Below are 14,934 nucleotides of genomic sequence, written 5' to 3' on the forward strand. Positions count from 1 at the left end.
TCCATCCACTGCAGTCCCTGGACCTTCAACCGAACCCGCCCTGCCCATGCCCAGCCCCGCGCCCTTGTTGACCGCCGCCCAGCAGCAAGCCCTGCAGGCCGTGCAGCGCCGTGGCGGCCCGGTGCGCGAGCACGCACCTGCACCCGCTTCGATTCACGTCCACTTTCATCCCGACTGGACCGTACAAGGCCAGCCGCTGCTGGCGCTGCTGTGCCAGCAAGGCCGCTACCTGTCGCAGTTTGAGAGCGGCCGCAGCAATGGCAGCTACAGCCCCCAGCCCCAGGGCGAGCGCTGGCAGTGGGAGGACCAGCAGTTTGCGGGCGCTTACAACCACGCCGATCCCGCCGAGCGGCCGGTGTACGGCGCCGTCGATCTGGTGCCCTTGGGCCGCCCCAGCCACCAGGGCTATGGCGCCGCGCCCCGCTTTGGATCGGCGTATCTGCAGCTGCACAGCTCTGCCACCGCACGCAGCAGCTTTTGCGACCCCGACAGCTACTGGCAGCCCCGCCATGTCGGGCTGTGGCAGCAGATGGACTGGCAGCAGCTGCAATGCCTGCAACTGGCCGACCCGCTGGACCACTATGTCGAAGCCCAGCTGCATGGCGGCCTGGTTCTGGCGCGCGATGTGGCCGCCATCTGGCTCGACCCCTGCTACCGCGATACGCCGCTGGCGCAGGCCGTGCAGACATCCGGTCTGCCCTTGCGCTTTCACCCCGGTTACCGGCTGCAGGCCGGGCAGCTGGCGCAAGCCAGCCAGTACCGGGGCGCCGACGTGGCCGAGGTGCTGGCCGAACTGCTGCAACGGGCGCCGGACGGTCTCACCCCAGCCGATCTGGGCCAGGCCCAGGCCCGCCATCGCTACCCGGCGCCGCTGCTGAAAAAAGCCTGGCATTGCATCGCCCACCTGGGCAGACAGTCGGGTTAGGGCCGCATCACCGATAATCGCTGCTTTTGTCGGCGCGGGCACTCCATAGAGAGGCCTGGCCATCTTCCGGATCCGCATGCCTTCTCCCGCTCCCACCCACCTGTTTGATACCGTCATCATTGGCGCAGGAGCTGCCGGCCTGTTTTGTGCGGCGCAGGCGGGCCAGCGCGGGCTCAAGGTGCTGCTGATTGACCATGCGGCCAAGGTCGCAGAGAAGATCCGCATCTCGGGCGGCGGGCGCAGCAACTTCACCAACCGCGATCTGGATGTGCGCCAGCCCCATAAGCACTTTGTCGGCCAGAACCCGCAGTTCTGCCGCTCGGCACTGTCGCGCTTTGGGCCGGCCGATTTTGTCGCGCTGGTCGACAAGCACGGCATTGCCCACCACGAAAAGCACAAGGGCCAGCTGTTTGCCGACCATTCGGCCGAAGACATCATCGCGATGCTGCTGGCCGAGTGCCGCGCGGGCGACGTGACCCACTGGCAGCCCTGCCCTGTCAGCGCCGTTGCGGCGCTGGATGCCGATGCGCAAGGCCAGCGCTTTCAGGTCAATACCGCCCAGGGCATGGTGCACTGCCGCCACCTGGTGATCGCCACCGGCGGCCTGTCCATCCCCAAGATTGGCGCCACCGACCTGGGCTACCGCCTGGCCCAGCAGTTTGGGCTGGCACTCGTGCCGCGTGTGCCAGGCCTGGTGCCGATGACCTTTGATGGCAGCGCCTGGGCACCCTACGCGCAGCTGGCGGGCCTGGCCTTGCCGGTGGTGATCGGCACCGGCAGCAAGAAAACCCGCATGACGTTCAACGAAGACCTGCTGTTCACGCACCGGGGCCTGTCGGGGCCGGCCATCCTGCAGATCTCGAGCTACTGGACACCGGGCACCTCCATCGACATCAACCTGGTGCCCGAGGTGGATGTGGCCGAGCAGCTGCTGCAGGCCAAGCAACGCTCGCGCAAGCTGATTGCCAATGAGCTGGCCAGCCTGGTGCCCGCGCGCCTGGCCGATGCCTGGGTGGCGCAGGATGCCGATTGGCAGCGCCCGATTGCCGAGGCCAGCGACAAGGCGCTGCTGCGCCTGGCCGAGCGCCTGACGCGCTGGGAGCTGACCCCCACCGGCACCGAAGGCTATAAAAAGGCCGAGGTCACCGTGGGCGGTGTGGACACGCGCGAGCTGTCACAGCAAACGATGGAAGCCAAGAAAGTGCCGGGCCTCTACTGCATTGGCGAGGTGGTGGATATCACCGGCTGGCTGGGCGGCTACAACTTTCAATGGGCCTGGGCGAGTGCCGCCGCCTGCGCGGCGGGCATGGCAGAAAGCCAATAGCAGCAGGACGCTGGGCGAGATGCAGGAGAGCAACAGCGCAGGTCTGGCTCCCCGCTTGCAAACCGTGACCCTCTTGCTTTCCTATCAAAAGCCGGATATAATCGCCCCTCTTTGCTGGCAAAGCCCTGTCTGCCAATACTAGTCAATATGACAGGGCAAAACCGCCATTCAAGGCTTTGGGGCGCGATCTTCCCCAAAACCCGCTGTTGGCACCAATGGAAACATTAGCTAATGACGACTATCCGTGTAAAAGAAAACGAACCCTTTGACGTTGCGCTGCGCCGCTTCAAGCGCACCATCGAAAAGCTGGGCCTGCTGACCGACCTGCGCGCTCGCGAGTTCTACGAAAAGCCAACTGCTGAGCGCAAGCGCAAGAAGGCTGCTGCCGTCAAGCGCCACTACAAGCGCGTTCGCAGCATGCAACTGCCCAAGAAGCTGTACTGATCGCAGCTCTCACAGGCCTGACGCAATTTGCCCAGGCTGTGACACCACCCGCGCTCGGGACGCCAGGCGCGGGTTTTTTGTTTTCTGGCCATCGCCAGATTTTTCAGGCAGACCGCTGCTTGCGTCGACGGCCTGCCAACAGGAGCCTGTTATGAGCTTGAAAGCACAAATCACCGAAGACATGAAGAACGCGATGCGCGCCAAGGACACGGAACGCCTGGGCACCATCCGCTTGCTGCAAGCTGCGATGAAGCAAAAGGAAGTCGATGAGCGCGTCGAGCTCGATGACGCGATGGTGATCGCCATCGTCGACAAGATGATCAAGCAGCGCAAGGACAGCATCGCCGCATTTGAAACTGCCGGCCGCCAGGACCTGGCCGACAAGGAAAAGTCGGAAATCGAGGTCATCAAGGCCTACCTGCCAGAGCGCATGTCCGCCGAAGAAGTGACCGCTGCGGTCCAGGCCATCGTGGCGGAACTGGGTGCCTCGGGCCCTGGCGACATGGGCAAGGTCATGGGCGCCGTCAAGACCCAGCTGGCTGGCAAGGCGGACATGGGCCAGGTCTCTGCCGCCGTGAAGGCCGCACTGGCCCCCTGATCGCCGGGAGGCAGGCCCCGGGCACGGGGCTGCCCGGAAGCCAAACATCAAAAAAACCACTGCAGCACCGAGCGGCAGTGGTTTTTTTGTGGGCGCTTTGCCGCTCAGTGGCGGCCGCGCTGGCGCATGCGGCGCAGGCCCAGCGCAGCGGCCCCGCCCAGCAGCAGCGACATCAGCAGCAGCCCCGCCAGCGATACCGTGGGTACCGCTACTGGCGCGGGCAAGGGTGTCGGGTCTGGATCCGGAGTCGGGTCAGGTGTGGGATCGGGCGCAGGTGGGTCCACATCGATGGTGTTGCTGTAGACCGCATCCTCGTCCTCACTGCTGCAAGGCGCGCTGCTGCTGCACTGGGCCGCATCGCTCACCCGGGCCAGATTGCGAACATGTGCAGGTGCCGTGGCCGTGATCCGGGCCTGTACCGCATAGCGCACGGTTTCGCCACCTGCCAGCGTCACGCCGCTGCAACCCGACGGGCTGCAGACACCAGCGGCGCTGTGGGCCCCGACCTCGGTCGCAACAATCTCAGTCACCACCATGCCGCTGGGAACATCGTCCCACTGCAGCTCTACGGGCATGCCACCTTCATTGCTCAGCGTCACCACATAGCGCGTGCTGCTGCCTTCCAGCACCTGGCTCACGCCATTGCTTTTGAGCACCGTGATATGGGCGGGGGCCAGCACATCAGTGCGCGCCTGGGCACAGCTGTCGGCAGGCAGGCAGGCAGCGCCCGGCACCGGCGGCTCGCTGCCCCCCAGCGGATCGATGGCGGCATGGTTGGTGATGCTGCCGGCCTGCGCTGGCGCGATGGCATGCAAGCCAAAGGCAGCATGGCCGCCTTGCTCCAGCGCGGCATCCAGCACCACCTCGCACACCAGCGGCTCGCCACTGCAGACCACCGATGTCACACCGGCACCGGGCGAGGCACCCGTCAGGCGCATGCCATCGGGCAGGGCCTCAGCCACGACCAGCGTTTGCCCGGCGGCAACGGCTGTCTGGCCGCTGTTGCCAATGCGGAACTGGTAGTCCAGCGCCTGGCCCGCTTCCACCGTTGCCGCAGCCGTTTTGCTCAGCGTCAGATGCACGGGGCTGCGCAGCGCGTCGGTATCCGTCACGGTGCAGGGGGATGCTGCCGTGCAGTTCGCCCCCGTCAGCGTGGCCGTATTGCTGACCGTGGCATCGGCACGGCCCTCCACCAGCGCCGTGACCCGCGCCCGCACCTGGTAGCTGACGCTGGCGTTGGCGGCAACCGTGATGCCGCTGCAGCCCATCGGTGCCTGCAGGCTGCAGCTGCCGGCATCACTGGGCACTGCGGCCGCCAGCGGCGTGATGGCCTCGATCTCCATGCCCTGGGGGCTGTCCAGCCAGGCGAGGCCGGCAGCGGGCATGCCGCCGCTGTTGGTAATGGTGACGGTATAGCTGCTGCTGGCGCCTTCGGTCAGCGTATCGACACCATTGCTCTTGCGGATGCTGACAGTGGCGGGCAGCACGATGGCATCGCGGTCTTCGGCACTGCAGCTGTTGCCGCCGCTGCAGCTCGCGCCACTCAAGGTCACCACGTTGCGGGCGCTGTCCACGCCCACCTCGCCGGTGACGGTCGCCTGCACCGCATAGACAATCGATTCACCAGCCGCGACCGCGATATCCGAGCAGCCGCTGACAGTGCACAGGCCCGCCTCGCTGTTGGCGCCAACCGTCGTGGCGCTGATGCGCTCAATAGCCAGGCCCACCGGGCTCTCTGCCCAACGCAGGCCCGCAGCTGCACTGCCGCCGGTGTTGTGCACAACCACCTGGTAGACCGTGCTGGCACCCTGGGCCAGTACATCCACACCATTGCTCTTGCTGATGCCCATATTGGCCGCCGTCACCACCAGGTCGGTATCGGTGCTGGCGCAGCCGCTCACCCGCTCGCTGGTGCAGGTGCCGCCTTGCACCACGGCCTTGTTGCTGACCGAGGCGCCTGCGGCTACGGCAGCATTCACTTTTGCGCTGACGATGTAGACGATGGATTGGCCCGCTGCCAAGGTGATGCCGGTGCAGCCCGTGGTGCTGCAGGTGCCCGCCACACTACCGGCCCCCACGCTGCCCGCGCGGATGCCACTGACCGTCAGGCCGCTGGGCACATCGCTCCAGCTCAGGCCCGAGAACGCAGTCGCTGCGCTGTTGCTCAGGGTCACGCTGTAGGTGGTCTCGCCACCCACGGTCAGGCGGTCCACCCCATTGGTCTTGACCACACTGACCGAGTCGGCTGCCACGATCAGATCCGCATCGCTGCTGCTGCAACTGGCGGGGCTGCCGCTGCTGCAGTTGGCGCCGTTCACAATGGCGGTGTTCGATGCCATCGCGCCCACCAAGCCGGTCACCTCCGCCTCCACGCGGTACGCGATCGATGCACCAGGCGCCAGGCGCAGGCCCGTGCAGCCGCTGCTATTGCAGACACCGGCATCGCTGCCCGCGCCCACGACACCGGCCTCAATGCCCAGCACGCGCAGGCCTTGGGGCAGATCCTGCCAGGAGACATCGCTGGCCAGCGAGCCGCCGGTGTTGCTGATCGTCACGGTGTAGACCGTGCGGCCGCCTGCGGTCACGGCAGCAGCCTCATTGGTCTTTTGCACGCTCAAGGCCGCCGGGGTGCTCACGGCCTCCTGGTTGTAGGCGACAAAGGCAATGTCGGAGTCGCCGCTCAAGGCCTGCACAAAGCCAGCCACCCGGCCCATGTTCTGCGGCGTGATGCCAAAGTCGGCGAAATAGTAAGCACGTATGCGCAGATCACGGCTGCCATCGCCCACCGTGGACTTGGTGTGGTTGGGGTTCCAGAACTGCCAGTTCTGCCGGGCGACGACGGGCACGCTGCTGAGCGCGATGCTGATGCTGTTCCCCACGACCGCACCCGTGTCGTCGATGAAATAAAAGGTGTCGGTCTTGCTCGATGGCTGGCCCACCTGGGTCACCAGCACATCGGGCACCGCGTCCGTCGTGGACTCGGGATTGCCCACACTCGCACTGAAGCGCAGCGAGCTCGCCGGGATATTGAACAAGGCGGTGCTGAGATCGAGCCCATGCCCGCCATCCGACAGGTAGGAGGCCCGGGTCTTGGAGATGTCGTAGCTGGCGCTTTGGGCAATGGCATTGAGGCCGCCCGCAGCGGGGAGCGAGCTGGGATTGGGCGTAAAGGCCTGGAAGACCGCCGGCTGAAAAGCCCCAGTCAGCACCGCGTCATTGACACCGGTCGAGTAGCGCACGCCCCCGGCCGTGAACGCCAGCAGATCGTTGTTCCCATTGGCTGCCGGCGCTGTGGCGGCATTGCTGGTACTGGCCGTCCAGCTGTTGCCGTTGAAGCTGCCCCAGACGGCGGTCACATTGTCAGCCGCATGCGCCAAGCCCTGCCCCACCACCAAGCAAAGCCCCAGCAGGCCACGCAGCCCTCGCGCACCCAGCGCCCACCTCATCACTGAACCCATCACACCTTGACCGTTCTTGTTGAAAACACCGGCACCGAAATGCCAAGACCCTGAAGCCTGTGCAGCCTCAGGGCCCGTGTCCATCAGTTGAAATTGAGAAAAATATATTAACTTAATCAATTATCAAAACCCAGCCTTCGATTCCATGTATTCACTTTGGTTAACAATGACTGAAATTTGACCTACGCCCAACCTTGACTGAAATCAATAAATTTCAATAAGTTATTTTTGTATCATTTTATTTCATTACCCAATACACCAGCAAGGCTGCGGTGTATGGGCAAGGCGCCCGGCCCTTGAGAGCCTTTAGCGAGCCGCGTTCAGTCCCACAGGATGGATGCCGGACCCGAGGAAACTGACATCGAACCCAGCGAGCCAGCAAGCTTCTGGCCCTGTGAGCACTGACCTTCAAATGCAGAAATTGGTAACGATTCCCTGCAAAATCCTTGGTCTTGCCATCGTGCTTTTACAATGCCCGGTTGGCTGCAGGCTTCCATGACACGCAGCTATGCGGTCGGTGCCGACTGCCTTGTTTCACTTCCTATGAATACACCCATGCGACTGATCTCCAAAAGCATTACAGCTGCGCTGATATCTTGCGCCGTCTCCGCAGGTTGGGCAGCCAACACGATTGCGCCACAAAACGGAAACTGGATCATTGCCGACGAATTGGGCGGCAAGCCCGGCCGCGGCATGGGCATTGATGTCCAGGATGGCATCTTCCTGATGCAGCTGTACAACTACAACAAGGATGGCAGCGCCACGTTCCACATGGCAACAGGCCCGGTGGTGGACAACAAGGTAGACACCCCACTCAAAAAGTACAAGGACGGGCCTTATTTTGGCGGTGGACGTCGGGATGGCGTTGAAGCTGAAGACGCCGGCAATGTGAAAATCGAATTCACCAGCCGCACCACCGCGATGATTCAGTTCCCGGGTGAAGAGGCCAAGTTGATGCACCGCTTCAACTACGAAGGCACGCCAGAGGACCAGTGGTCCGACCCCGCCTTCGTCGAGCGCTGGGCCATGGTGGCGATGGATGCCGATGGCAATCCCACTACCACCTTCTTTGCAGACACCGGTGTAGGCTCGCAAATGGCCATGAGCCCGGACATGGCTGCTGGCTGGCCCTACAAGTCGAGCAGCAAATTCACGGTGCATACCCTGGACGTGGGCAGCCCCAAGGTGCATGGATTCATGGAATGCGAGTACCTGGGCTCGAACCTGGAGTTCAGCTGCGTTGGCGAGCAAATCGACACCAGCTCCGGCACTTCCGTGCGTAAGCCTATCAGCCTGGTCATGCAACGCAGCATCGATGACCTGCAGGGTACGCTGACCCTGGACGGCAACGACACCAAGGTGATCGGCGCGCGTGTGGAGCAGACCTCCTACGCTATGGCGCAGAGCAAGGTAGTCACGACCGCCTACTTCCGCCGCAATTCACTGCCCGAGGCGGGTACCTGGATTGTCAGCAGCGAAGTCACCGGCAAGGCAGGCCGCGGAATCTCCCTGGATCTGCAAAAGGTGGTCGGCGCCAAGCACTTGCTGTTCATGCCGATCTACAACTATGACGAAAAAGGCAATGCCACGTTCCATATCGGCATGGCCATCCACAGCCCCAGCGCCGTCAATCCCACCTTGCCAGCCATTCCCGTGATGAAGTACAAGGGCGGGCGCTACCTGGGCGGTCCGGCGCAAGATGGTGTGGAAGACGTTTATTTTGGACCAGCGCAGGTCACTTTCAACACAACCGCGACCGGCTTGGTTCATTTCCCCAAGGAAGACCCTGTCAGCTTCAAGCGCTTCTACTTCGGTATCAACCAGGACCGTGTCGAAAGCCTCGTCGGAACCTGGGCATTGGTGCCACATGGTGGTGCTGTCAAGCACCGCATTCTGCACCTGACGAAAACCGCCAGCGGCGTCGTGGAAGACAAGGTTGCAGGCTACACCTGCACGGTGTCCTACTGGCTGGATCAGCGCTTTGTTTGCGAACCCAAGACCCTCACGTCAGACCAGCAGCGAATCCGTCTGGGTTCAGGCTACTACGGTGCTGCGCGCGCCATCCTGGGAGACGGCGGCTCGCTGCCCGACAGCACGCCCGAGCTGACCGCCATCCGCATCGCTGATGGCCAGGGCAATCTGGTGCAAGGCGGCCCGCTCTACCCCGTGGACGACCAAGGCAGCAACCCTGGCAACGGTGAGGCAGCAGCACCTACCGCCCAAATTGGCGCGGTAACCAGCACCGTGGAAGGCAGCACCGTCACACTTGAAGGCAGCGGTAAAGCTGCAGCCGGCAAGCGCCTGACCTACAAGTGGACTTTGAACTCTGCCCCTGCAGGGAGCGTGGCGCAGCTGACCTCTGCTGACACCATCAACCCCAGCTTTGTCGCCGACAAGGCTGGCAGCTATGTGATCACGCTCGTCGTCAATGATGGAAGCAAGGACAGTGACGCGGCCAAGGTCACTGTGACCGCCATCGCCAAGGACGGCATCCGTCTGCTGCTTGACGACGATTCTTCTGCCTCCGGTCAAGCGCTGAGCTGGCCTTACACAGGCTCGTCGGAAATCAGTGCCAATGTGGCATGCGTCGGCGCCTGCGACGCCACCTACAAGATTGCCCAGTACAAGCTGCAGGTCAATGGCGCGAACTACACCATTGCCAACCTCAAGGCCACCAATCTGACCGCAGGCTCCAACGTCAAGGCGTCCTTTGAAGGTCTGAGCGAAGGCCAGGTGATCTCCTCCGACAAGCCTGTGTCCTTCGGGCTGCGCAGCGCCTACACCAGTGGCAAAAGCGTGAATCTGAGTTTCAGCTTCACCATCAAGGAAACGGGTCAATCCTTCAACTACACCAGCACTTTCAAGACCAATTGAGGTCTGAAGCTGAGGCATGCATGACGCGCTGACACTGGCATGCCCAACACCATCAAGCCTTCTGCCCCTGCGGCAGAGGGCTTTTTTTGCACCGCATCTTCGCAACTGAGACAGGCCATGGTGCCTGGACTCAAGCGGTTGTGCTACATACGGCATACACCTCTTTCCCCACTTGCTGCACCCGCTGCGAGACACGCCAAGCCCTGCGCTGATCCCCCTGCCCGCGGACGCAATCTGCCTTTCTGAGCCATGCACCACACCGACGATTCCCCTCCCTCCACCACCTCTGCCACCACCTCAAACCTGCCACTCGCCGGCCTGCGTGTGGTCGAATTCAGCCATATGGTGATGGGCCCGACCTGTGGCCTGGTGCTCGCCGATCTGGGGGCCGAGGTCATCAAGGTGGAGCCGGTCGAGGGCGACCGCACCCGCCACCTGCTGGGCGCGGGAGCGGGCTTTTTCCCGATGTTCAACCGCAACAAGAAAAGCGTGGCCATCGACCTGCGCCAGGCCTCAGGGCTGGAAGCGGCAATCCGCCTGGCCAGCACGGCCGACATCGTGGTGCAGAACTTCAAGCCCGGCGTGATGCGCAAGTATGGGCTCGACTACCGCGCGCTGTCGCAACTCAACCCGCGCCTCATCTATGTGAACCACAGCGGCTTTCTGCCCGGGCCCTACGAGCACCGCACCGCGCTCGACGAGGTGGTGCAGATGATGGGCGGTCTGGCCTATATGACTGGGCGCCCCGGCGACCCGCTGCGCGCAGGCACCAGCGTCAACGACATCATGGGCGGCATGTTCGGAGCCATTGGTGCGATGGCCGCGCTGATGCAGCGGGCGCAAACCGGCCGGGGCCAGGAGATCGACTCGGCGCTGTTCGAGAACAATGTGTTCCTGGTCGGCCAGCACATGATGCAGTTTGCCGTGACGGGCGAGGCGGCCGAGCCCATGCCCAACCGCATCTCGGCCTGGTCGGTGTATGACGTGTTCACCGTGCAGGATGGCGCCCAGATCTTTCTGGCCGCCGTGAGCGATGCGCAGTGGACCACCATGTGCAGTGCCTTTGGCTGGGGCGATCTGCTGGCCAACCCCGGCTACTGCAGCAACAACGACCGGGTGCGCCTGCGCCCCCAACTGCTGCCCGAGCTGCGCCAGCGCTTTGCAGCAATGAGCGCCGCGCACATTGGCCAGGTCTTTGAGGCCAACGGCCTGCCCTATGCCCCGATCAGCAAGCCCGAAGAGCTGCTGGACGACCCACACCTGCTGGCCAGCGGCGGCCTGGCCCCCGTGCGCCTGAGCGATGGCGAACGCGCGGGGCAGACGGCCCCCACCACCTTGCTGCCGCTGCGCATGGCCGGTGAGCGCCTGGGCGTGCGCATGGACCCGCCGCAGCTGGGCCAGCACACGCAGGAGCTGCTGCGCAGCCTGGGCTATGGCGATGACAGCATTGCCGCGTTGCGGGACAGCCAGGCGATTGCCGGCTAGGCGCCAGCGCCTCCCGCCAAATGTGAATATCGATGAACCCGGACGATTGCGGCAGCCTGTCCTACAAGGCTCTGGCCTGCCGCCGCCTACGCTGTGGCTCTTTGTCGCGGCACCTGGGGCACCGGGGGCACTTGGGGATAAGCTAGGCCATCCGATGCGGCTTGTGGGCGCTGTTGAAACTTGCAGTCCAGCTCGCACTCCAAGCCCGGTGACCTGGGCACCCGCCTTTTGGCGGTATGTCCTCCGCGACTGTTTTGAACAAGGAGAATCCGATGAAAAAAATGCGCATGCTGGCAACCGCCGCCTTGATCGCCGCCACCCCTTTTGTAGCTTCCACCGCCATGGCCCAGAACCCCGCTCCCGCCGCTGCCAACGCAGACAAACGCCCCAGCCTGAACCTGGATGCCGAAGCGACCACCCGCGTGCCGGAAGACACGGCCTGGGCCCAGTTCAGCGTCGAGAAGGAATCCAAGGACCAGGCCCAGGCCCAGCAGCTGGGCAAGACCGCGCTGGCCGATGTGCTGGCCACCGCCAAGAAGTCCCAGACCCTGCAGGTCACGACCGAGAACCTGTTCACCAGCCCCGTCTACAACAAGGATGGCAAGGTCACCAGCTGGCGCACCCAGTTCAATGTGCAGCTCGAGTCCACCGACACGGCCGTGCTGGGCCAGACGATGGCTGCGCTGATGGACAAGGCCCGCCTGACCGGCTCGGGCTTTCGCCTGTCCGATGCTGCACGCAACAAGGCGCAGGACCAGCTGATCGCCGAGGCGGTCAAGAACTTCAACGCCAAGGCCAAGGTCACCGCCAATGCCATGGGCTATGCGCAGTACGAGTACGACACCATCCACCTGAACCAAAGTGGCACCAGCCAGCCGATGCCTCGCATGGGCCGGGGTGTGGCCATGATGAGCAAGATGGAAGACAGCAGCGCCCCCGTGGGCCTGGAGCCAGGCTACACCACGGTGTCGGTCAGCATGTCGGGTGCGGTGCGTTTGATCAAGTAAACCGCGCTGGCTGAGCTTGGTGGGGCCCGCCCATCAGCGCTTAGCCCCCGGAGCCAGGTAATGCCGCGCATCACCTGGCTTTTTTGCATCCCCTCACAAAAAGTGATTAACCACTTACCACCATCAACCACTCCCACCAGGCGTAAACATTTGTAGCAATATGGGCGCCATAGCCATCCCGGCTAGCAGGAGTGAAGCATGTCCCGTACTGTTCGCCCTTGGCTGCAGCGCAGCCCCCTGTTTCGATCTGCGGTGCTGGCCGGCACGATCGCCTTGGCGGCCAATCCGCCAGCGCAGGCTGCCAGCGATTTCACACCGCTACCGGGCACCTGGATCGTCAGCGCCGAGCAAGATGGCAGGCCCGGCCGGGGCATGGCCATCGATGTGCAAGATGGCGTGCTGGTCATGCAGGTCTACAACTACCGGGCCAATGGCACGGCCACCTTCCACCTGGCCGTCGGCAATATCGATGGCAACCAGGTCGCAGCCCCGCTCAAAAGCTACCGGGGCGGGCGCTATTTCGGCAGCGGGCCGCTGTCGGGCGTGGAGGATGGCGATGCCGGCGAAGTGCGCATCGAATTCACCAGCGCCACGCAGGCCCAACTGCGCTTTCCCGGCGAGCCCACGGTAGCCATACAGCGCTTTCGGTTTGACAACACACCGGCTTCTGCGCTGCCCTCCGCATACTGGCTCATGTCCATGCAAGACAGCAGCGGCAAGGCGGTGTACTCGGCCATTGCGCTCAGCGGCGTAGACACCAGCACCGGCCCCGCAATGGTGATGGCGCTGCCCAATGGCACCCAGCTTCCGATCTCCTGCAGCTACAGCGCCACCTTGCAAGGTTTTAACTGCAGCAATGGCAGTGCCACGCCCAGCGTCAGGTTGCAGTTCCAGACGGCGCTGCAGCAGCTGAGCGGCACGGCGCAGCTGAACGGCAGCAGCTTCCAGTTGGTGGGCCAGCGCATGCTCAGCCCGGATGGCTATGACTCGCTGGTGTTCAGCGAAACCACGCCCGTCCCCGCCAGCGGCACCTGGATCGTGACGGGCGAGAAAAATGGCCAGCCCGGGCGCGGCATGGCCATCGATGTGCAGACCGGCACCCTGGTCATGCAGGTCTACAACTACCAGGCCGATGGCAACGCCAGCTTCCACCTGGGTGTCGGCGCCTTTGCCAGCGGCCAGGCCAGCGCCCCGCTCAAGAGCTACCAGGGCGGCCGCTACTTTGGCAGCGGTGCGCTCAGTGGCACCGAAGCCGCCACGGCCGGGGATGTGTTTCTGGATTTCAGCTCGCCCACACGCGGCCATATCCGCTTTCCGGGCGAGGGGGCGGTGGCCATTGAGCGCTTCCAATTCGCGCCGGTCGCGCCAGACCCTGCCAGCCTGCTGGGCAACTGGACTTTCCACGACACGACGAACAAGGAAACCGCCCATGTAGCGCTGACCCAGGTCGATGGCACTGCCGCCACCACCGCTGGCGGAGGCGTGCGCTGCAGTTTTCTGAACCCTGCCACTGCCCAGGTGCGCTGTGTGGAAACCTTCACGATCTCCGGCCGGGGCAGTGTCTACCTCAAGGACTACCGCTTTGTGCTGCAGACCGATACGGGATCGGGCAAGGCCTTGCAGGCCGGTGAGCTGGCGCGCAGCGATGTGCTGCCCGATGACAGCAGCACGCAGAAAAACTCCTTGCTGGCGCTGCGCACGATGGACCGCCGGGGCATGAAGCTGGGTCTGGGTACGTCCTTCTAGCGCAGGCGCGCGGGGCGCTTCGGTCAGTGCCGCCGCGCCAGGATCAGCACCACGCCGGCCACGGTCAGCAGCGCGCCGGCCATGGCGCCCAAGGTGGGCGGCACCCTGGTCTTCCACCACAATAGTGGCAGCAGCAGGATGGGCGAGACGGAGGACAGCATGCCCACCAGCCCGGCGCTGCCGTACTTGAGGGCGGCGAGGATCAAGGTCATGCCCATGGCCATCGACAAAAAGGCGCTGCCCGCCAGCAATTGCCAGTCGCGCGGCGCCATCACCGCGGTCAGGCGTGCCGGCTTCCAGCCCACGAGCAGCAGCAGCGCATGAAAGCCGAAGCCGGCCGCCATGCGCACGGCCGATGCAGCCACCGGGTCCACATCGGGGTCCATCACCGGCTTGACCACCAAGGTGCCCAGCGCCTGGCCCAAGGCGGATACCAGCCCCAGACCCACGCCCACGGCCAGCCGGCCGCGTGTGGCCTCCAGGCTCGATTCGCTGCCCGCGCGCTTGCCAAAGGCAATGGCGCACATCACGCCACTCAGCACCAGCGCGCAGCCCAGCATGGCCACTGCGCCCATACGCTCGCCCAAAAAGAGCGCCGCCAGCACGGCCGACATCATCGAATGGGTGGCAAACAAAATGCCCGAGCGGCGCGGTCCCAGCCGGTTCATGCAGGCAAACAGCACCGTGTCGCCAATGAAGATGCCGATAAAGCCCGACAGCACCAGCACGCCCGCCAGTGCCAGGTTCAGGCTGTCCCAGGTGCCTGCCAAGGTGGCCCAGCCGCCCAGCATCACGGTGGCAAACACCATGCGCCAGCGGGTAAAGGCAAAGGCGCCCATCTTGCGCGCCACCGGGGCGGAGAACAGCGCGGCCAGCGCCCAGCAGGCGGCGGCCAAGACGGCCAGGGATTCAGGGGGAAAAGGAAAAGGCGACACGGCAGGCGGCAAAATGGGGCGCCAGCGGTGCAAGCTGTCTCGCACCATGCTGCGCAGCTGCTCCAACAGCGCTAGGATGCCCATCCAGACACCCCAGCCCCGGCACCCAGGTGCAAGGACGAGCGATTGTAGAGCCCA

Annotated in this window: 10 protein-coding genes; 8 read left to right on the forward strand and 2 right to left on the reverse strand. The window is 64.2% G+C overall.

What is annotated here, in order from left to right:
• Positions 1-46: 46 nt before the first annotated feature.
• From WH303_RS19165 to WH303_RS19180, 4 genes are all read left to right on the forward strand, one after another.
• Positions 47-925, forward strand: coding sequence for a DUF3626 domain-containing protein (locus tag WH303_RS19165; protein ID WP_339520436.1), 879 nt, complete (start codon positions 47-49; stop codon positions 923-925).
• A gap of 76 nt (positions 926-1,001) precedes the next feature.
• The gene (locus tag WH303_RS19170) at positions 1,002-2,249 is read left to right on the forward strand and encodes an NAD(P)/FAD-dependent oxidoreductase (RefSeq protein ID WP_339520437.1); all 1,248 of its coding nucleotides are present in this window, start codon (positions 1,002-1,004) and stop codon (positions 2,247-2,249) included.
• A gap of 231 nt (positions 2,250-2,480) precedes the next feature.
• Complete coding sequence (gene rpsU / locus WH303_RS19175; protein WP_007833691.1) at positions 2,481-2,693, forward strand: 30S ribosomal protein S21; 213 nt, start codon at positions 2,481-2,483, stop codon at positions 2,691-2,693.
• Between the two features lie 151 nt (positions 2,694-2,844).
• Complete coding sequence (locus WH303_RS19180) at positions 2,845-3,291, forward strand: GatB/YqeY domain-containing protein (protein ID WP_021027649.1); 447 nt, start codon at positions 2,845-2,847, stop codon at positions 3,289-3,291.
• 104 nt (positions 3,292-3,395) lie between these two features.
• Here the strand turns inward: WH303_RS19180 and WH303_RS19185 are convergent, their stop codons facing one another.
• A complete protein-coding gene (locus WH303_RS19185) occupies positions 3,396-6,647 on the reverse strand; it encodes a hypothetical protein (protein WP_339520440.1) in 3,252 nt (1,083 codons plus the stop codon).
• A 657-nt stretch (positions 6,648-7,304) separates the two neighbouring features.
• Between WH303_RS19185 and WH303_RS19190 the strand changes: the two genes are divergently transcribed.
• The 4 genes from WH303_RS19190 to WH303_RS19205 all read left to right on the forward strand — a co-directional run bounded on the left by WH303_RS19190 (position 7,305) and on the right by WH303_RS19205 (position 13,861).
• Positions 7,305-9,623, forward strand: a complete 2,319-nt coding sequence (locus tag WH303_RS19190) for a PKD domain-containing protein (RefSeq protein ID WP_339520441.1) — start codon at positions 7,305-7,307, stop codon at positions 9,621-9,623.
• Between the two features lie 249 nt (positions 9,624-9,872).
• Complete coding sequence (locus WH303_RS19195) at positions 9,873-11,108, forward strand: CaiB/BaiF CoA transferase family protein (protein WP_339520443.1); 1,236 nt, start codon at positions 9,873-9,875, stop codon at positions 11,106-11,108.
• Positions 11,109-11,380: 272 nt separating this feature from the next.
• Positions 11,381-12,115: an SIMPL domain-containing protein gene (locus WH303_RS19200; protein WP_339520445.1), complete on the forward strand. Its 735-nt coding sequence runs from the start codon at positions 11,381-11,383 to the stop codon at positions 12,113-12,115.
• A gap of 198 nt (positions 12,116-12,313) precedes the next feature.
• The gene (locus WH303_RS19205; protein WP_339520446.1) at positions 12,314-13,861 is read left to right on the forward strand and encodes a hypothetical protein; all 1,548 of its coding nucleotides are present in this window, start codon (positions 12,314-12,316) and stop codon (positions 13,859-13,861) included.
• Between the two features lie 23 nt (positions 13,862-13,884).
• Here WH303_RS19205 and WH303_RS19210 read toward each other — a convergent pair whose 3' ends face one another.
• On the reverse strand, positions 13,885-14,880 hold the full coding sequence (locus tag WH303_RS19210) for a DMT family transporter (RefSeq protein WP_339520447.1): 996 nt from the start codon (positions 14,878-14,880) through the stop codon (positions 13,885-13,887).
• Between the last annotated feature and the right edge of the window lie 54 nt (positions 14,881-14,934).

This window comes from Comamonas sp. MYb69 (assembly GCF_037479315.1).
Classification (GTDB): domain Bacteria; phylum Pseudomonadota; class Gammaproteobacteria; order Burkholderiales; family Burkholderiaceae_C; genus Comamonas.

Coding starts and splice junctions, on each gene's coding strand:
- WH303_RS19165 (WP_339520436.1), top strand. CDS start 47: ATGCCCAGCCCCGCGCCCTTGTTGACCGCCGCCCAGCAGCAAGCCCTG.
- WH303_RS19170 (WP_339520437.1), top strand. CDS start 1,002: ATGCCTTCTCCCGCTCCCACCCACCTGTTTGATACCGTCATCATTGGC.
- rpsU (WP_007833691.1), top strand. CDS start 2,481: ATGACGACTATCCGTGTAAAAGAAAACGAACCCTTTGACGTTGCGCTG.
- WH303_RS19180 (WP_021027649.1), top strand. CDS start 2,845: ATGAGCTTGAAAGCACAAATCACCGAAGACATGAAGAACGCGATGCGC.
- WH303_RS19190 (WP_339520441.1), top strand. CDS start 7,305: ATGCGACTGATCTCCAAAAGCATTACAGCTGCGCTGATATCTTGCGCC.
- WH303_RS19195 (WP_339520443.1), top strand. CDS start 9,873: ATGCACCACACCGACGATTCCCCTCCCTCCACCACCTCTGCCACCACC.
- WH303_RS19200 (WP_339520445.1), top strand. CDS start 11,381: ATGAAAAAAATGCGCATGCTGGCAACCGCCGCCTTGATCGCCGCCACC.
- WH303_RS19205 (WP_339520446.1), top strand. CDS start 12,314: ATGTCCCGTACTGTTCGCCCTTGGCTGCAGCGCAGCCCCCTGTTTCGA.
- WH303_RS19210 (WP_339520447.1), bottom strand. CDS start 14,880: ATGGGCATCCTAGCGCTGTTGGAGCAGCTGCGCAGCATGGTGCGAGAC.